This window comes from Leptolyngbya sp. KIOST-1 (assembly GCF_000763385.1).
GTDB lineage: Bacteria > Cyanobacteriota > Cyanobacteriia > Phormidesmidales > Phormidesmidaceae > Nodosilinea.
Window position 1 is genome coordinate 1,635,131 of sequence record NZ_JQFA01000004.1, and the last position, 17,998, is coordinate 1,653,128.

General features: G+C 60.9%; 15 protein-coding genes. 2 read left to right on the forward strand and 13 right to left on the reverse strand.

Annotated features, from left to right (window positions below; translation table 11 throughout):
* Positions 1-137: 137 nt before the first annotated feature.
* From NF78_RS24290 to NF78_RS24325, 8 genes are all read right to left on the reverse strand, one after another.
* A complete protein-coding gene (locus NF78_RS24290) occupies positions 138-1,319 on the reverse strand; it encodes a TRC40/GET3/ArsA family transport-energizing ATPase (RefSeq protein WP_035992477.1) in 1,182 nt (393 codons plus the stop codon).
* 168 nt (positions 1,320-1,487) lie between these two features.
* Positions 1,488-2,267 carry a YebC/PmpR family DNA-binding transcriptional regulator gene (locus tag NF78_RS24295; RefSeq protein WP_035992478.1) on the reverse strand — a complete coding sequence of 260 codons (780 nt, stop codon included), beginning with the start codon at positions 2,265-2,267 and terminating at the stop codon, positions 1,488-1,490.
* Positions 2,268-2,440: 173 nt separating this feature from the next.
* The gene (locus NF78_RS24300; protein WP_035992481.1) at positions 2,441-3,496 is read right to left on the reverse strand and encodes a glucokinase; all 1,056 of its coding nucleotides are present in this window, start codon (positions 3,494-3,496) and stop codon (positions 2,441-2,443) included.
* Between the two features lie 26 nt (positions 3,497-3,522).
* Positions 3,523-4,344 (reverse strand): ATP-dependent sacrificial sulfur transferase LarE, encoded by an 822-nt coding sequence (gene larE, locus NF78_RS24305; protein ID WP_035992483.1) that lies wholly within the window; start codon positions 4,342-4,344, stop codon positions 3,523-3,525.
* A 140-nt stretch (positions 4,345-4,484) separates the two neighbouring features.
* Positions 4,485-4,853 (reverse strand): aspartyl protease, encoded by a 369-nt coding sequence (locus NF78_RS24310; RefSeq protein WP_035992485.1) that lies wholly within the window; start codon positions 4,851-4,853, stop codon positions 4,485-4,487.
* Complete coding sequence (locus NF78_RS24315) at positions 4,850-5,125, reverse strand: hypothetical protein (RefSeq protein WP_035992486.1); 276 nt, start codon at positions 5,123-5,125, stop codon at positions 4,850-4,852. Before NF78_RS24315 ends, NF78_RS24310 begins: the two co-directional genes overlap by 4 nt.
* A 310-nt stretch (positions 5,126-5,435) precedes the next feature.
* Positions 5,436-6,653: a glycosyltransferase family 4 protein gene (locus NF78_RS24320; RefSeq protein ID WP_035992488.1), complete on the reverse strand. Its 1,218-nt coding sequence runs from the start codon at positions 6,651-6,653 to the stop codon at positions 5,436-5,438.
* On the reverse strand, positions 6,653-7,633 hold the full coding sequence (locus NF78_RS24325) for a glycosyltransferase (RefSeq protein ID WP_035993912.1): 981 nt from the start codon (positions 7,631-7,633) through the stop codon (positions 6,653-6,655). Before NF78_RS24325 ends, NF78_RS24320 begins: the two co-directional genes overlap by 1 nt.
* Positions 7,634-7,742: 109 nt before the next feature.
* On the opposite strand from NF78_RS24325, the gene NF78_RS24330 reads away from it, so the two are divergent.
* The gene (locus tag NF78_RS24330) at positions 7,743-8,660 is read left to right on the forward strand and encodes a phosphodiester glycosidase family protein (RefSeq protein WP_072016237.1); all 918 of its coding nucleotides are present in this window, start codon (positions 7,743-7,745) and stop codon (positions 8,658-8,660) included.
* A gap of 331 nt (positions 8,661-8,991) precedes the next feature.
* Here the strand turns inward: NF78_RS24330 and NF78_RS24335 are convergent, their stop codons facing one another.
* Genes NF78_RS24335 through recJ form a run of 4 tightly spaced genes read right to left on the reverse strand, consistent with a single transcriptional unit; the run spans position 8,992 to position 14,662 of the window.
* Positions 8,992-9,690 (reverse strand): lecithin retinol acyltransferase family protein, encoded by a 699-nt coding sequence (locus NF78_RS24335; protein WP_035992490.1) that lies wholly within the window; start codon positions 9,688-9,690, stop codon positions 8,992-8,994.
* 34 nt (positions 9,691-9,724) lie between these two features.
* Entirely contained in the window at positions 9,725-10,348 is a 624-nt protein-coding gene (locus tag NF78_RS24340; RefSeq protein WP_035992492.1) for a hypothetical protein, read from the reverse strand.
* Complete coding sequence (locus tag NF78_RS24345; RefSeq protein WP_035992494.1) at positions 10,342-11,307, reverse strand: zinc-dependent metalloprotease family protein; 966 nt, start codon at positions 11,305-11,307, stop codon at positions 10,342-10,344. The genes NF78_RS24340 and NF78_RS24345 overlap by 7 nt, the downstream gene beginning before the upstream one ends.
* Before the next feature lie 58 nt (positions 11,308-11,365).
* On the reverse strand, positions 11,366-14,662 hold the full coding sequence (recJ, locus tag NF78_RS33105; RefSeq protein ID WP_035992495.1) for a single-stranded-DNA-specific exonuclease RecJ: 3,297 nt from the start codon (positions 14,660-14,662) through the stop codon (positions 11,366-11,368).
* Between the two features lie 253 nt (positions 14,663-14,915).
* Between recJ and NF78_RS24355 the strand changes: the two genes are divergently transcribed.
* Positions 14,916-15,587, forward strand: a complete 672-nt coding sequence (locus tag NF78_RS24355) for a DJ-1/PfpI family protein (protein WP_263970711.1) — start codon at positions 14,916-14,918, stop codon at positions 15,585-15,587.
* Positions 15,588-16,399: 812 nt separating this feature from the next.
* On the opposite strand, the gene NF78_RS24360 is transcribed toward NF78_RS24355, so the two are convergent.
* Entirely contained in the window at positions 16,400-17,989 is a 1,590-nt protein-coding gene (locus NF78_RS24360; protein WP_035992498.1) for a lipase family alpha/beta hydrolase, read from the reverse strand.
* Positions 17,990-17,998: the final 9 nt, after the last annotated feature.

Here is a 17,998-nt window from a genome sequence, read left to right on the forward strand (position 1 = left end):
TTGTCGAAATAGAACCGAAGGGGTAGAGGGAGTCACCACCACCATACTCGAATAGCCTAAGAAAGCTATATGACTTTGGTATGAGATAGTCAGCGATCGCGTCGATTTTTCCCAGGGAACCGCCCCAGCCCTCGGAGCTAAACCGCGCTGGCGAAGCGAATTTTCAAGTAGTCGTCCTCCATTTTTGCCCCCGCCGGTTGCAGCGCCGCCAGGGCCTGGGGCAGCACCAGGTTGCGGCGGTGGTTGCCGATGCGTACATTCAGTTCGTCCGCCGACTTGCTCAGCTCGATCTGGTCTTTGGGAATGCCCGGCAGGTAGAGCTCCAGGCTGTAGTTGCCCTCCTCCTGCACGACCCGCAGGGTGGTCTCTTTGTAGTAGACCTGGGTGGGGTCTTCGTCGGCGTAGAGGGTTTCCTTCAGTCGCTGCAGCGACTCCAGCCCGCACAGTTCCTCCGAAAACAGGGGCACCTCCTTCACCGGTAGAGGGCGGAAGTTCTCGTGGATTTCGTGCTTGTACTGCTGCTGCTTGTCCTTCATGGTCTGAAAGAACGGATCCTGCACCGTGTCGGGGATGATCCGGTTGGCAATCACCAGGTCGGTACCGACGTTGTAAAGACTGAGATAGGCGTGGGCCCGCAGCGACTCCTTGATCACCATTTTTTCGGGGTTGGTGACCAGGCGCACGGAGGTGGTGCCCGCGTCGGTGAGCACTTTCTCCAGCTCGATTAGCTGCTCGTAGAACTCGTAGGGGGCGTCCATCACCTCTTTAGTGGGCAGGTTAAAGCCCGCCACCGGGCGAAAGAAGGGCTGCACCAGGGGCCTGAGCGCCTCAGACACCGCCTGGAAGGGTTTGTAGAGCTTGCGCATGTACCAGCCCGCCACCTCCGGCAAACTGAGCAGCCGCAGGGCGGTGCCCGTAGGGGCCGAGTCGATGATCAGCACATCGTACTCGCCTTCGTCGTGGTGGCGCTTCATCCGCACCAGGCTAAAGATTTCATCCATGCCGGGCAGAATCGCCAGCTCTTCGGCCTCGATGCCCTCCAGCCCTCGGGCCTGGAGCACATCGGTAATGTAGCGCTTCACCGCCCCCCAGTTGCCCTCCAGCTCCATCAGGGCGTCGAGTTCGGCCCCCCACAGGTTGGGCTGTACCAGGCGCGGCTCGTGGCCCAGCTCCATATCAAAGCTATCGGCCAGGGAGTGGGCGGGATCGGTGCTCAGCACCAGGGTTTTGTAGCCCAGTTCAGCGCAGCGCAAGCCGGTGGCCGCAGCGACTGAGGTCTTGCCAACGCCGCCTTTGCCGGTCAATAACAATACCCGCATGTGGGTGTCCTCGTGTTTTTCCTATAGTTCCCTATTCTTCTAATCTATAAGGTTTTTGAGGTTTCCGCAGGGCGGGGGGCGTGCAGTTTAGGGCGCGATCCCCGAACTTATCAGTTTTTCTACGCTTGAAGTTTTTTGACACTCATTCTGGCTGTCAGTGGCACTCAGCTAGGCCGCGATCGCATCGATCAGCTCCTCCGCCATATCAAAATTGGCGGTAACGGACTGCACATCGTCGAGGTCCTCAAGGGCATCCATCAGCTTGAGCAGCAGACGGGCCTGGTCGGGATCCTCTACGGTGACGGTGTTGCTGGGCATCCAGCGCAACTCGCTCTGGTGAACGGTCAGCCCCTGGTCCTTGAGCGCGGTGTCCAGGGCTTCCAGGTCGGCTGGGGGGCAAAATAGGTCGGCGGCCGGGATCTCCTCATCGCGTCGGCCCAGTACGGTGGTCAGTTCGTAGGTTTCGGCTCCGGCCTCCATGGCGGCCTCTAGCAGCGTCTCTTCGTCGCCGGGGTGGGCAACGGTGACCACGCCCTTCTGCTCAAACATCCAGCCCACGCAGCCGGTTTCACCCAGGTTGCCGTTGCTTTTGCTGAAGGCGGCGCGCAGGTCGGCGGCGGTGCGGTTGCGGTTGTCGGTCAGCGCCTCGATCAGCACGGCGATGCCGCCAGGGCCGTAGCCCTCGTAGCGAATGGCTTCGTAGCTGTCGTCGGCCCCCAGGTTGCCGGATCCTTTGGCGATCGCGCGATCGATGTTGTCGTTGGGCACCCCCGCCGCCTTGGCCTTGTCGATCGCGGTGCGCAGCTGAAAGTTGCCCGCCGGGTCGCCGCCGCCCGTGCGTGCGGCCACAATGATCTCCCGCGACATCTTGGCGAAAACTTTGCCCTTAACGGCGTCTACCCGGGCCTTCTGGCGCTTGATGTTGGCCCACTTGCTATGACCTGCCATACCGCACAAACCGGTCCACTGCGTGATCGATTTTATCGCCTTGGGGATCGTCCTTGGCATGAAGCAATCTGATGGGGGGATGGCTGACGGTCTCCGGTCTCCGGTCTCCGGTTGGCTTTGAAGCGCCGCCCGTGAACCGTAAACGCTAAACTCCACCTCAGCTTGACAAACGCCTAGGGCACCGCAGCCCGCAGCGCCGCGCCGATCAGCCCCACCTGGGGGTTGAGCACGATGTGTACGGGCACCCGGTCGAGCAGGTGGCTGACCCGGCCTTTGTGGGTAAAGGCGTCCAGGAAAGTCCCGGCGGTCATCAGGGCCAGGTTTTTGGCGGCGATGCCGCCGGCCACGTAGAGGCCGCCGTAGGGCAGCAGCTTGAGGGCCAGATTGCCCGCCTCGGCCCCGTAGGCGGAGGCGAAGATCTCCATCGCTTTTTGGCAGAGGCGATCGCGGCCCTCAGCGGCGGCCTGGGCAATCACGGCGGCGGGATCGATGGTTTTGGTGGAGAGGCCGGTCTGGCGTTCCCAGCTGGTGATGGCGTCGGCAATCTCTGGGGTTTCGTGGGCGAACTCGCGATCGCGCAGAAACTGGTAGATCGCCACAATGCCCTGGCCCGACACCACCCGCTCCACCGACACCCGCGAGATCTGGTGCTTGTCGAGCAGGTAGCGCATGAGTTGAAACTCCAGCTCTGAGCGGGGGGCAAAGTCGGCGTGGCCGCCCTCGGAGGGAAACACCAGGGGCCGCCCCGCCTGGCGGAGGGCAAAGCCCTGTCCCAGGCCGGTCCCTGCGCCCAAGATTGCCACCGGGGCATTGGGGTCGGGGTCACCCGCTTGCAGGGTGTGAATATCCTCGGGGGCGAGGCCAAACACGCCGTAGCCCACGGCCTCAAAATCGTTGATCAGCTCGACTCTCTGGAGGTCCAGTTCGTCCTGGAGGCGATCGCCCTCCAGGGACCAGGCCAGGTTGGTCAGGCTGGAGGTGTTGTTGACCACGGGGCCGGCGATCGCAAAACAGGCCCGCTGTGGGTCGTAGCCATGCCCGGCGGCGATGGCGGCCTGGTGCAGGAATTCTTTCACCATTGGTACCAGGTCGGGGTAGGCCTGGCTGAAGTAGGTGCGCTCGAACTCAGTTTTGAGAATGACCGGAGTCTCTGGGCTGGGTGCGCTGGCCTGAACCAGGCGCAGAATGGTTTTGGTGCCGCCAATGTCACCGGCAAGCAGATAGGTCATGGCTGGGGCGTTCTCCTGGAGCGTTCTCAGGAGCTAACAAGGGTGGCGGGTAGCTCCTGGTTTAGCTTACCGCTGCGAAAGCCCTCCAGATCGAGGGTGACGTAGGTGAAACCGTAGCCTTGCAGCGCCTTTACCAGGGCTTCAAGATCGGCAGCGGCGACAAAATCTTTAATATTTTCTGCGGGTATTTCGATGCGGGCGGTGTCCGCCTGCGATCGCACCCTCAGCTGCCTGAGCCCCAGCTGCCGCAGGTACAGCTCGGCCTGCCCCACCCGCCGCAGCTTCTCCAGGGTAATGGCCTCACCGTAGGGAAAGCGTGAGCTGAGGCAGGGCTGAGCCGGTTTGTCCCACCAGGGCAGGCCCAGCAGTCGCGAGATCTCGCGCACCTCTAGCTTGGTAATGCCCACCTCAGCCAGGGGCGAGCGCGCCCCTCGCTCCTGGGCCGCCTGGATGCCGGGGCGGTAGTCGCCCAGGTCGTCGGCGTTGACGCCATCAACCACGTAGGGGTAGCCCCGCCCCAGGGCCAGGGGCTTAAGGGTGTCGTGCAGCTCGCTCTTGCAGAAGTAGCAGCGGTTAACCGGGTTGGCGGCGTAGCTGGGGTTCTCCAGCTCGTGGGTGGCGATAACCTCGTGGGCAATGCCGATCGCCACCGCCTGCACCCGGGCTTCTTCAAGGTCGGCGGGCAGCAGCGAGGGGGAGTTGGCGGTAATGGCGAGGGCGCGATCGCCCAGCACGTCGTAGGCCACCTTGGCCACCAGGGTGCTATCGATGCCGCCCGAGTAGGCAATCAGCGCCCGATCCATCGCGGCAAAGAGGGCTTTGAGCTGGTCTAGTTTTTGCGACACCATGGTTGAGCTAAAGAATTTGAAAGAATAAAAACTAACGGTGAACTGGGCCAACACTGCCCATCCCCATCCTACCGATAGCGCTCTCCCGTTGCCTGTCTTGGGTCAGCGCTCGCGCTCGGCTCGCAGTCTTTGAGCTGAACTCAAAGCGCTTCAATTCTCACTATGCCGCCCTCAATGGCGTCAATTTGTAGGCGATACCCATAGAGGAGCGCCATGCCAATGAGCGGTTCAGTCTCCGATTCAGCAATATCAATGTCTTGATATTGCCCATCCCAGATAACGGTAGCAGCGTACAGGTCAAACACCGTCTCGCTGCCATCCCCCAGCGTAATGATGTCGGAGGCGTTCCACGGCAGGCTTAAGGCGGTCACAAGCGCAGCAGGCAGCGTGAGAAAACCATTGAACACGGTGTCAATAACCGCATCAATGATTTGCCTTTGGCCACTGGCACTGCCCACGACCAGGGGAATTGTTGCTTCTCGGCGCAGGTTTACAACCCCTTGAATCATTGAGGTTTCGTTAGACTCCGCGCTCCAAAGTGATAAACCGCTCGGTGCCCAATGCGAATGACCCAGGGCTGAGCGTCTGGGTATCGTTCAAACAATCGCTGGGTGGCAGGTAAAACATGATCGGCTACTTCAAAGGCTCCGGTCTCAATATCGATCGCAACAATTTTGCCGTTGTTGCCTGCTTCGACCTGCTGCCGAATTCCAGATTCATAGAGCGCTTGCCCCCGTCGAGCTAGCTCTTCTTTACTGTAGCGCCGCTGTCGGACTGCCATAAGATGGCCCCTTAACTACCCCTTAGTCGTCGTGATTTGAAGCCTGAAATGCAGAAATTTTGGCATATAGACTGTCCACGGATTCTTGAGCAAAAAGTTCGTCTTTAATCTTTAGATAGTCACTGCTGCTGGCACCCTAGGCGGCACAGAAGCGAGCGAATTTAGAGGGTTCCATGGTCGACAAAAGAATTTGAAATCCTTCACGGTTGTAGGCACTGGTGTCTAGATATACTCTCGTCACGCGATCGCAGGCAGCAAGACCATTCCATCTTATCGCGCAGATGTTGGTTGACTTGCCAATCCCTACGCTCTAGGACGTGTTAGAACTTAGAACCGCTTCGTAAGCCTGCCCCGCCCGCTCCCAGGTAAAGGTGGATTCAATCAGCTTGCGGCCTTGCGTTGAAAGGGTGGCGCGCAGGTCGGGCTGGTCAAAGAGCTGAGCGATCGCCCCCACGTACTCCTCCACTGTATTGGCCCGCAGCGCTCGCTGGGGCTGGTCTACGGCCAGACCTTCGAGGCCGCGATCGCTGGCCACCACCGGCACTCCTGCCGCCATCGCCTCCAGGGTTTTGTTCTTGATGCCAAAGCCGATTCGCATGGGCACCACGCAAACGGTCGCCCGGTGCAAATACTCGGCCACCGAGGACACCCGTCCGGTAACGACCACGCCCGGCAGGTGGCCCAGCGCCTGAACCTCCGGGGTGGGTTTGTTGCCCACCAGGTACAGCGTGGCGGCGGGGTAGCGCTGGCGCAGGGGCGGCAGAATGGCCTGGGCCAGGAATTTTGCCGTGTCCACGTTGGCGATGTAATCCATTGCGCCCACAAATACCAGGCTGTGACCGCCGGGGTCGGCGCTGCGGTAGGGAAACTGCACCAGGTCGACGCCGTTGGGCACCAGGTGGAGGGGGGCACGGCCTGCGATCGGGGCAAAGAACTGGCGGTCTTCGGCGGTGGTGATCACCAGGTCGGTGAATTTTTGGCTGTAGCGGCGTTCGTAGCGGCGCAGCAGGGGCAGGTTGAGGCGATCGCGCAGCGGTTTCTCGGCAGTCCCAGTCTGGATCTGGTTCATCAGGGTGCCATAGAGTGAGCTGTGAATATCGACCACCACCTTCGGCACCCGCTGGCGGTAGCTGGGTCGCACAAACACCTCATTGACGCTGTGTTCGCAGGTGATGGCGTCGCAATGGCCGCCCTCCACCCAGTCGTCGATCCACCGCTGCATGGCGGCGCTGTGCAGGTAGGTGGTGCTGGGGGGGGTGCCGGTGGCGAGGAAGTGGGCAAAGCGGCTGAGTTTGCCGGGGAGGCCGGGCTGAAGATCGGCGGTGGTGGGGCGGGGGAAGCAGACCAGCTTGGTGACGTAGGTAGACAGGGTGGCGACATCGTCGTCGGTGACCTCGGGCGATCGCTGGGTCACCAGCGTCACCTCGTGGGTTTGGCTCAGGTGTTTGAGCAGGTAGAAGGTGCGAATTTGGGTGCCCCCCAGGGTCGGCGGGTAGGGAAAGGTGGCCGAAATCATCAGGATTCGCATTAGACCCGTTCTCCCAGGTGGGCAATGGTGTGGGCAGGGGCGGGGAGCTGAGCTTCCGCCTGTCCCCGACTGCGGGCATGGGCGCACCAGAGGTCGAGGGGGGTAATCACTAGCTCTAGCGGAGTGGCTCGACCCGTCAACAGCTTGACGGTGGCCTGGGGCAGTTCCTTTAGGCCCCAGCGCAGCAGGCGATAGCGGAGTTCTTGGGCGGTGAGCGATCGCATCAGGTCCACGCCGTGCAGGTCGTGGAGGTAGCGGTTGGAGCAGCCGTAGCGGTACCACTGGCTCCGCAGGCCCTTCAGGGTATCGCGGTGGCGGTGGTAGACCACGGCCTCGGCAGCGTGGACCAGTCCCCAGTCGGTGGCCTGCTGAATGCGCCAGCACAGGTCGGCATCCCCGCCCGTGGTCAGGTGGGGCCGAAAGAGGCCAACTGTACCCAAAATTTCGGCTCGCACCGCCAGGTTGGCGGTCTGACCGTAGGGCAAGAAGGCGTGGTTGAGGGTGTTTTGCTGGGAGAGGGTGCCCTGGCGATCGGCGTAGCGCTCGAGCCAGTTTCGGCTGGGCAGGGCTTTGATCTCCCCGGCCACCAGGCCCACCGCAGGATCGTCAAAGGGTTGCACCAGGGCAGATAGCCAGTCCGGCTCGGGCTGACAGTCGGCATCGGTAAACACCAGGATATTGCCAGTGGCGGCGGCGATTCCCGCATTGCGGGCGGCGTAGGCGCTCTGGACGGTGGTGCAGGTGAGGGCATGCAGGTTGGGATGGTGGGATGCGGCGGCCTGGAGCAGGGCGGCGGTGCGATCGCGGCTGCCGTTGTCCACCAGCAGATACTCGACGCGATCGCTGGGGTACCGCTGCCCCAGCAGCCGCTCCACCAGGCCCGGCAGGTCGGCCTCGCCGTTGTAGATGGGCACGATCACCGAGACCGCAGGATACGCCCTGGGCCCGGTCTCGCTGGATGTGACTGGGGGAACCGCCATCGCCTGCCACCAAAACTGGTTCCAGTATGCCCATCCCTCCACTGGATGTCGCGGCCAACAGCGATCGCTGTTGCCGCTATACTGCTGAGCGCAGTCTGTTTTTGACGCTATGGCTTCTCTGCTTCGCCCCACGCTCTCCATTGGCCTGCCCGTGGCGCTGGGCCTGTTTGGGTGCGCGCCAGTCCCCAGCGCCGCCGATGCGGCCGATGCGGAGGCTGGCCCAGCGGTTCCAGCGGTGCCGCCCGTGCCGCCGGTCTATGAAACCGTGACTTTGCCTGCCGCGACGATGCATGTGGTGACGATCGCCGACCCAGTGCACTATCCGGTGCGGGTGGCGGTGGTAGATGGCCTGGAGCGAGTTGACCACATAGCGGCCCGGGTGTGTGAGGGCGAGGGGTGTGTGGCCACCGCCATCAACGCGGGCTTTTTTGACCCCAACAACGGCCTGACCACCTCCTACGTAGTGGTCGATGGGGCGCTGGTGGCGGACCCCAACCAGAATGAGCGGCTGATCGGCAATCCAGACCTAGCCAGCTACATGGATAGAATCCTCAATCGCTCTGAGTTTCGCCGCTACGACTGCGGCGGCATTCCCAGCTACGACATTGTGCTGCACCAAGAACCCGTTCCCACAGGCTGCAATCTGGCGGATGCGGTGGGGGCGGGGCCACAGCTGTTGCCCTTGAATACGTCCGAGGAAGAAGGCTTTGTTGATCGGGCCGTCAACCGTGATGCCCTGGGGAGTCAGTCGGCCAACGCGCGATCGGCGGTGGGGCTCAAGGCCGATGGCAGCGTGGTGCTGGCGATGGCGGCCCAGGTGCCGGGGGTATCGCCCAGTGGTGTGACTATGGCCGAGATGGCGGCGTTTTTGGGCGATCGCGGGGTGGTGCAGGCCCTCAACCTCGACGGCGGCAGCTCCTCAACGCTGATGTACCAGGGCACGACCTACTTTGGTCGCCTCAATGCGTCAGGCGAACAGGTGCAGCGTCCGGTGAAATCAATCTTGTGGGTTGAAAACACCCCGTAGGGGCAAACGGTTGTTTGCCCAGCGCAATGTCTACGGTTTCAAACGCAAACCCTGGTGCAGTCAGAATTTGGGGATAGAGCCCAGCCTACCGCTGGGGGCGTTTCGATTGCCCCCAGACCCCGTCGAGAGGGACGTTCCGTCGTCCTTCACCTCACGGAAGGATAGGGCTGTACATCGCTAAATTTGGCAAGGTTTACCTGTCGCAGGTGGTGGGCGATCGCGGAAATGGCAGATGAAGTTTTCCTGTGCATCCACCCATCCACCCATCCACCCATCCACCCATCCACCCATCCACCTACTCACCCACTCGCCTACCCATCCACCCACCCACTCACCCACCCACCTGCCGCTCGGCAAAGGCTCGGTTGCGCTGAAGATTCAGCTCCAGCTCCACCAGTTCCCCGAGTTGGGCGGTGAGCGTTTCGATCCGCTTGTTAGCCGCGACTTTGCGGTGCAGGGCGGCGCGGGCCAGGTCTTCGCGATCCATGGCGAGGGCTTTTTGGGCAACGCGATACCACTCCTCGGCGGTCTTGTAGGCGGCCTGCTGGTCGGCGAGGGTGGTTCTGTAGGCGGTGGCGATGTCGCCCAGGGCTTTTTGAAAGTTGGCCCGGGCCTGTTCGGGGGTGGTGACGTGGCGATCGCGCTCGGCCAGGCGCCGCAGTTCGGGCAGGTTGAGCTGGTCGGGGCGCAGGCCAAAGCTGAACAGCTGGCGGCTTTCGCTGCGTCCGGTGGTGCACCAGGTGGCGAAGTGTTCGCAGTTGTTGAGCAGCAGGTCGTACTGGCGCTCGCCCAGGCGGCTGGTGGCCCGCTCAATCACGGTTTCGGGAGGGTAAATCAGCGACTGCCGGACGGGGTAGACCGAGTTGCCCCAGGAGAAGGCTGCAAAGCTGGTGCGGGCAATCTCGGCAATTTCCCTGGCTTTGCTGTAGTGGACGACGGTGTCGTCGCCGCAGTCGATGCCGTGGTGCTGGTACAGCCCTGGCACCCCGGCCAGGTCGCGCAGTACGTAGATTTGATCGCCCTTAGCCATAGCTGCTGAACCGTTTCTTTTCTTTATAGCAGCCCTATCCAGGGTTCGCAGGGGTGGACATTCCCACCTCAAACGTCAGTTCTCCGCTGTCCAGATCGAGGACGAGCTTCCCCCCAGCGGTAGGAATAGAAACCCGAGATCCGGGTTGTTCCAGGGTAGGCGGGCCGCTGATCCAAAAGCCCTGGGCGGCCTGTTCGACCACCGCCCCGCGCGTTTGTCCCGTGACCCGCACGATGTCGTCAAAGCTGGACTCGACCTCGACAGTGCCATCGTGCCCCATCACCACAATGGCGCGGGGGGTGGCCACATTGATCCACTCGTCCAGCAGGACGACGGTGCCGGCGTCGGTCACCAGGGCCAGGCGAGGGCCGTAGCTGTGGGGCAGGGGGTGCGACCAGACCTGCTGGCAGCGATCGCCCGTGGAGGCAAACAGGCTGGCTGTGGTGTGCCGGGAACCGGATGGATCTGGCTCCAGGGTCAAAATCAGGTGGTAGGCCCCGGCGGGTGACGCTTCGTGGCGCAGGAGGGGCGGGTGGGGAATGGCATCTCGGCCCAGCATAGGCAGCGACAGCAGGTAGAGATTGGGCCGGGGCAGGTCAGGGGGAGGGGCGATCGCCAGTTGGCCCCCCAGAATGCCGCCGATCAGTACCCCTAGCACTTCGGCCTCCGGGGCTGCCAGCGCAGGTACCCCGCCAGCAGCGCCGCCGTCCCCAGGCCCATGGCGGGGCCGTTGGGAATGGGCCGCGGGGGCGCAGGATCGGTAAAGGTGGCTTCGGGCAGGAGGGCCAGGTAGGTGACCGGGGGCGGGTCGGCCAGGGTGGCGCTGGGGGGTAGCGCGTCGGGGGAGGCGATCGCCGCATCTGGGGTCAGCAGGGGTGGAGCGGGGGGCGCTGCCGGGGGGGCGTCTGCCGCCAGAGCTGGATTGGCCCGGGTCAGGCTGCTGCTGCGGGCCACCTCGATTTGACGGCTGGTGAGGCGATCGAGGTTGGCCCCGTCGGGGGTGATGTCGTCGATGGAACTGGGCGAATTGCGAAAGCCGCCGTCAGTCATCAGGTTGTTCGCCCCCCCGGCCCCAAACCCTTCGTGGGTAAGGCCCAGGTTGTGGCCAATTTCGTGGGCCACGGTATCGAGGCGGCCCAGGCCGTTATTAAAAGTCAAAATAGCGTCATCGATGATAATGCCGTTCTGGCCAATCCAGGCCAACCCCAGCGTGTCAAACCCATCCAGGGGAAAGATGCTCTCCACAAACCACATGTTGATTGGGCCAGAGGTGCGGGTGGAGAGGGGGTGGCGACCAAACGCTCCGGCCCCGCCAGCAAAGGACAGCTCCGCAAACTCGTTCTGGTTGTCGATGGAGAGAAAGCGGCTGGCGTTCAGGCGGTTGGGGGCCAGAAAGCTGATGTCGATGTTGGCCTGGGCCCAGATTTTGCGGGTGGCTTCCTCAAAGGTGGCCAGGTCGGCGCAGAACAGGCCAATGTCGTCGCACACCTGAATGGGCTGAATGCTGACAAAGCGGGTGGGCCCACCGCTGCCCTGGCCCTCGCCTGTGCAGGACACCAGCGCCGCCGAGAGGCCGCACACAAGCAAAAACTGGGGCTTAAGGGGCAGGTTGACCATCGGGGGCAGGCACAGCTTTCAGACCACCTTACCCTGAGCAACCGTAGGATCAGGGAGGTCAACCAAAAATTTTCTGTAAAATTCCCTTTTTTTGCCGCTGGCCCAGCACCAGTTGTTGCAGCAGTTGCCCTTGCCACAGGGGCAGCGAGTTGCTAGCCTGCTGCAGTTGTGCCACCTGGGCCAGGTCTGAGGCGGCCTCGGCTCCGCCCCCGGTCAGCCAGCGGGCGATGGGGTGGTCCCAGCCCTGGAGAAATTCGTCGAGCATGACCCGGTGGCTGTCGTCGATGGGGAACGGGGTGTCGCCGGTGTCGGCGTGGGTGGTTTCGTGCAGGCTTTTGCGAGGCTTGGCTTTGGCAGTCAGGGCTTTGGCGGTGAGCGATCGCCAGGTTTCGCTCAGCAGCGGCGGCAGCACCGCCAGGCTCGCCGCCTGGGACAACTCACTGGCTAGGGCTGCCAGGTCGCGATCGCCGGTTTCGTCCCCGTAGCGGGCAAAGTCGGCCAGCAGGGGCTGCAACAGCTCGCGTTCGACCACCGTAGCCAGCCTGGCCACGGTGGGGTCGGCGACGGCATCGCTGGCGTTGGCCAGGTGGGCGATGGCCACGGCCAGATCCGTCTGGCTCTCGGCGCTGAGGCAAAACCAGACGCGATCGCTCAGGGTCTGGCGCACCTGCTGTCGGGCCTCGTCGAGGGGCAGCGCTGTTACCGTCGGCGGTTTGCTGACCACCGCAGGCGAACTTGGTGGCGATGGCGCGGGGGGGGTGGCGATCGGCGGCCTTGGCTGAGTAGGGGGCTGAGCAGGGGGCGGCACGGGCAGGTGGGCTGCCGCCGCAGGCTGCTCCGGCAGCGCCTCAACCTGCGCGGCCAAAAAGGCGGCTTTCTCGGCCTGCCGGGAGTTTGTTTGCACGGTCTCCGGTGGCGAAGTAGCTGGGGTTCGGGCCGTTAGCAAAGCCGCATTTTCAGCTTCCAGGGCGCTCAGCTGCGCGTCTTTTTGGGCCAGCAGGGCCTCCTGCTCGGCCAGACGCGCTTCGGCTGCGGCCAGTTGCTGGGTCAGCTGCAGCAGCTCCACCGCCGCCGCCCCGGCCCGCACCAGATTGCCGTAGTGGGGCTCGCTCAGGTCAACCGGTTTGGCCGCCTCGCCGGGGGGATAGAGCCATCCCTGGGGGTCGCCCCGCTTCACAACTAGCCGCTGCCCCTCCGGGTTGCTGATGGTCAGGGTGGCGATCTCGGCGACGGTGGTGGTGGCGGCGGCGTAGCGGCGGTTGCTGAAGGTGAACTCAGCGCTAGCAGGGGCGGCTGGTCCGGCGGTTAGGGCCTGGGCGGCGGCGGTCTCTGGCCCTACTTCCGGGGGCGATGGAGCGGTGAGAGGCTCTGCTGGAGCAGGACTTTCCCCAGGCAGCTCGGCAGTTTCAGCGTCGTAGCCGACCGCGTCCCTCGACTCTTGCAGCGGGGCAATGGGGGCTACGCCCCGGCCAACCGAGAGCCTGGGCAGCGATGGCCCAGCCAACCGGGTGGGCAACGCCGGGGTCGAGCCAGAAGCCGCCCTGGCGCTAGAGGTTGTAGAGGTGGCCCCCGCCGCTATCTGCACCCCCACCAGCTCCAACTCGACGCTGGTGGTGCCCTGCCACTCGTTTTGCTTCAGTTTGTAGGCGACATCGAGGCGATCGGGCAGGGGATAGTACTCGCCCCAGCGCCAGGCGATCGCCTTGATCGTGGCGTCGCCCTTCGCGTCCCCCAGCACCAGCTTCAGGTGGTCGCGGTTGCGGCCCACGGTCTCCTGCTTTAGCACCCGCAGGTTGGGCGTCCAGAACACCGGATCGGGATTTTCAATGCCGCAGGGGTGCAGGTGGTCGATCTGGTCGAACAGGCCCTGGTCAATGTCCCCCAAGCTGGCCTGACTGTCGATTTTGACCAGGGGCTTGAGCAGATCCACAGTCAGGGTTTGGCAGGCGTAGTGGGACAGCCTCGTGGTCACCTGGCGCAGGCGATTAGCCAAAAACGAAAAGCCCCCCGCCGCCCGGTGACCGCCAAATTTCTCCAGCAGGTCGTGGCAGGCTTGCAGGGCGGCAAACACGTCAAACTCGGGAATACCCCGGGCCGACCCGCGAATAACTTTGTGGTCGTCGTCCTCAAAGGTGCCAATGAAGACGGGCACCCCGTAGCGCTCCACCAGCCGCGAGGCCACAATGCCGATTACACCGTGGTGCCAGCCGGGGTGCACCACCACCAGCACCCGATCGCGCTCAATATCCACCGTGCCCAGCGCCCGCTGTTGCTCACACCAGGCGATCGCCTCCTGTTCAATGCTCTGGCACAGGTCCTGGCGGGTGCCGTTGATCTGCTCACACTGCATCGCCCGCTCCAGGGCCACCCCCACATCGTCGGTGGTGAGCAGGTCGATTACAATCTGCGGTTCGCTGATTCGGCCCACGGCGTTGATCCGCGGCCCCAGGCGAAAGCCAATGTGCTCGGGCTTGAGCGGCTTGCTCTGGTCGGCCAGCCCCGCCACCTGAATCAGCGCCTGAATGCCAAACAACCGCGATCGGGGCAGCAGCCCCAGCCCCCGCCGCACCCAGCGGCGGTTTACCCCCGTCAGCGGGGCCAGATCGGCAATCGTGCCCAGGGTAAACAGCTCCAGCAGTGGCCCGGTCAAATCCTGAGTACGCCCCAGGGCCTGGGCCAGACACACCGCCAGAATGTAGGCCACCCCCACCCCCGCCACTCCCCGGTAGGGCGATGTTTCCGGCAACAGCTTGGGGTTCAAAATTGCGTTGGCCGGGGGAATCTCAGGCGGCACATCGTGGTGGTCGGTGACAATCACCGCCAGGCCCAGCTCGCGGGCGCGGGCGATCGGAGCCACCGCCGCAATGCCGTTGTCCACCGTGAGAATAATGCTCACCCCCTCGGCGCAGCAATCTTCCACAATGCGGGTATTGATGCCGTAGCCCTCGGCCATGCGGCTGGGGATGGTGTAGCTCACCTGGGCCCCCAGTGCCCGCAGCGCTCGCAGCAGCAGGGCGGTGCTGGTCATGCCGTCGGCATCGTAGTCGCCGCAGATGGCGATCGCCCGCTGGTCCGTAATCGCCTCCACCAGCAGCTCCAGGCTCGCCGCCAGGTCGGGAAATTCCGCCAGGGGCGAGGGCAGCTGCTGCCGCTCCGGATCGAGAAAATCGGTCGCCTGCTCCAGGGTGGTGATGCCCCGGTTGATCAACACCTGGGTCAGCAAGGGCGACAGCCCGGTCGCCTGGGCCAGGGAGTCCGCCAGTGGGGCATTGGCCGTTGCCACCTGCCACCGCTGGCGGGGCAGCCCAGGGGCACTGGCGGATGTGGTTGAGGGGGCGGTGGCAGACTCAGTCACAGGACAGGGGTACTAGATCATGTGAACTTATCATAGCCGGAGTTTCTGGTTTGGTTACCAGGAAACACCAGTCGAGCAATTTAACTCCGTCAGTATAAAGAGATCAGGGCCGATAGTCACCGATGGCCCAGGGAATAGCAAAGGTGGCGTTTCCTCTGGCTTAGAAATTCCATCAAAGGCTGTGTTCCAGGCAGCGGGCGATCGCAGGGTAAAGCTTTGATTGAATCCAACCGGGGATTACACTTTGTTGCCAGTGCTCCAGAGAAAATATCGGCTGGCCTACCGTCATAGATATGTTCACTATGAACTCATTCAAGGAGAACAGACCATGGTGGCTAAGATCCTGATGCTGGTTGGTGACTTCGTTGAAGATTATGAGGTGATGGTACCCTTTCAGGCACTACAGATGGTGGGCCATACCGTTCATGCCGTGTGCCCAAACAAAAAGTCCGGTGAGTTTGTACGCACGGCCATCCACGACTTTGAGGGCGACCAGACCTACTCTGAAAAGCCTGGGCACAACTTTACTCTGAATGCCACCTTTGCTGATGCAAATCCTGCTGACTACGATGCTCTGGTCATTCCTGGTGGCCGCGCCCCAGAGTACCTCCGCCTCAACCATGATGTGATCGCTGCTGTTCAGCACTTTGCCCAGGCCAACAAGCCGATCGCGGCTATCTGTCATGGGGCTCAACTCCTGGCCGCTGCTGGAGTGCTCAATGGCAAACGCTGCTCTGCCTATCCAGCCTGCGGCCCAGACGTGAATGCAGCAGGCGGAAAGTATGCTGAGGTGCCTGTTACTGAGGCCGTTGTTGACGGCAACCTGGTGACAGCTCCCGCTTGGCCTGCTCACCCCCGGTGGTTAGCTGAATTTTTGACGGTTCTGGGGACTCGGGTTGAACATGCTGAGTTGGTGACAGCTTAGTTATTGGTTGGGGATGGTCTCAATTCCCAGACTGGCAGAACATTGGTGAACTCTTGCCAATAACCAAGGGGAGCCTGGTACCCTAGCCCAGGAAAAATTTCACTTCAGCCCCCGGTGTTCACACCGTGTCCCCGAAGGGGAATCGCGCTGGGGGCTTTTGTTGTCAGCGTTTTGGTTAAGAGCGATCGCACTCTCATCAGCTCCCAAGATTCTAGGCCTCTGCCCACCACCTCAGCCTCTACCTAAGCTGAGTTCCAGATTAACCAGATCCCGCGCACCACGCCGCTGAAATGCTATCGGGGAGAACTCTACCTGCCCCAGCCCTGGACCGACATCTTTGTCCCGCTGAGCCAGGATTCACGATTCCAATTGGGGCCGACTTTTGCTACGGCTACAACAGCAACATTGTCATTGCATCAGGTCTGTTCCAACGAGGTAGAAGCTACTGAATTGAAGCCGCCTTTGGTAACTTCCCATCTAAAGACCCCGTAAAGGGTACAGCGAGTGGTGCCACCTCTGGGCCTCCAACAGTTCGGTGTTCAGGGGATTGGCGAGAGTTAAACTTTGCCTGGGAAGTTGAAAGCTCTACCCGTGGAGCAACCATTGGCACCAGCGACAACCCAAGGGAAGACGATCTGCTAGAGATTTACTTCAACCAGGAAACTTCCTGTCTCACCCCGTATTGGCTCACCAATCCACCCGCCTGGATCACCTTCTAGTCTACTCACTCCCAAAAACCAGCATCTGAATCCGGACTATCCGGGTTTTCAGCCTCACCAAGGCTCTGTAGGTCGAGGCTTTTTTGTATGGAATTATAGTACTTTGAAAATTATTCCGATAAAGACTAAGGCACCGACTAAAACACAAAATAGCAGCACGGACTGCGTAATTATAGAAACGGCGAACAAGCCGATCAACACTAGGACAATGACTCTGAAAATCCATGGGGCAACCCTGGTTAGAAGGCTGAACTTTTCTTTTTCTTCAGCAAGATTGGCAGGTTTAGATGCATCTTTTCCATTGATAATAAAATCCAAGAAGCTAACCAGATTGTTTCTGTGGAGGGCAGCACCATGATCTCCTTCATGGAAGGCGTACTGAAAAATACTATTGTCGTCGTCCTCAAAGCCTTCATACCCTCCTTTGCCAATATCTTTGCGGCCAAGACCATTCAGACCACCACATAAAAAGCCAACCGGGAAATCTAGATTGGCCTGATCATTCCTGAGTTCTTTATACTGGCCTCGCTTGTAAATCTCACGCCAGGGATAGTTGGTTGGTAAAACGCTGCCCGCCAGAATAATTCTCTGAAATTGCATACCTGTTAGCTCTAGGAGAGAATGACCTAGAATATAGGTTCCGTTGCTGTGACCTATAAAGTAGAAGTTTGCATTTGGGTTGGCTGCAAAATAGTCTGCATATTTGTTGTGAAACCAACGTAGCGGACGGCGGTGAAGCCAGGGAAGCAAAAACTCAAGGGCTGATAGATACCCATAGCTCGATTGAATTACCTCAGTGTCGGGTAGCGTTTGCTCAATAAGCTCAGCTAATTGACTGACCCAACCACGATTTGAAGCCCGTATCCCGTGCAGGATAAAGACCACATTCCTTTTGCGTAAAAGCTTCTTCGTTTCTTCGGATCGCTTAGATAGGTTTAAGCCCAAAATAGAATCTCGGAAAATTTGAAATCTAAGCTCCCCATTTTTGCCCCGTTCAATTAACGGCAAAATTCCATGCCCCACTTCTGGTACAGGAATATGAAAGGCATGGGGAAACTGCTCTAAATCTATGCTGTCATCCCTCGTTACAACACTGTCATCTCTTCCCAAGATTTGAACAACTGTTGGGACTGCTTCATCGGGGAGGGAAGCCATGAACTTTATCCATTGCAGTCTCAGGTTTGTGATGAACTCACTGCCGAACATCCCATCCTGACCCGTCATTTTTTTGCCGAGGGATACTGCGCTGAGTAGTTCAAGCAGTAAATCGTAAATTTTAAGCCAAGGACGATTGGGCTTGATGCCTCGATTAACCGCAGCCAACAAGATAAACCTATCAACTGCCTTCCACCAATCTGAAGCCGGTCTACCTGGCTCTATGCCTGTTGAGAGTAGGTAAGCTTGGCGAGCGATAATACCTCCGATGCTATGACCAATCAAAATAATCTTTTCGTAGCCACCCGAGGTAAACCATTTTGAATCTAGCCAATCACAAAAACGCTGGGAGACAGTCATCAGGGGTATAGCACTTAGCGGCTGGCAGCCATGATTCCATCCAGCCCACTCTATTTCTCCTAAATCTGTGACATCATTGAGTTCATTCTGTAGCCGTTTAATCAGTGGATTCCAGGCACTTGTCTTCATTCCAATGCCCGGCACATAAGCAACCAGTGTTTTCTTCATGGCTTCTTG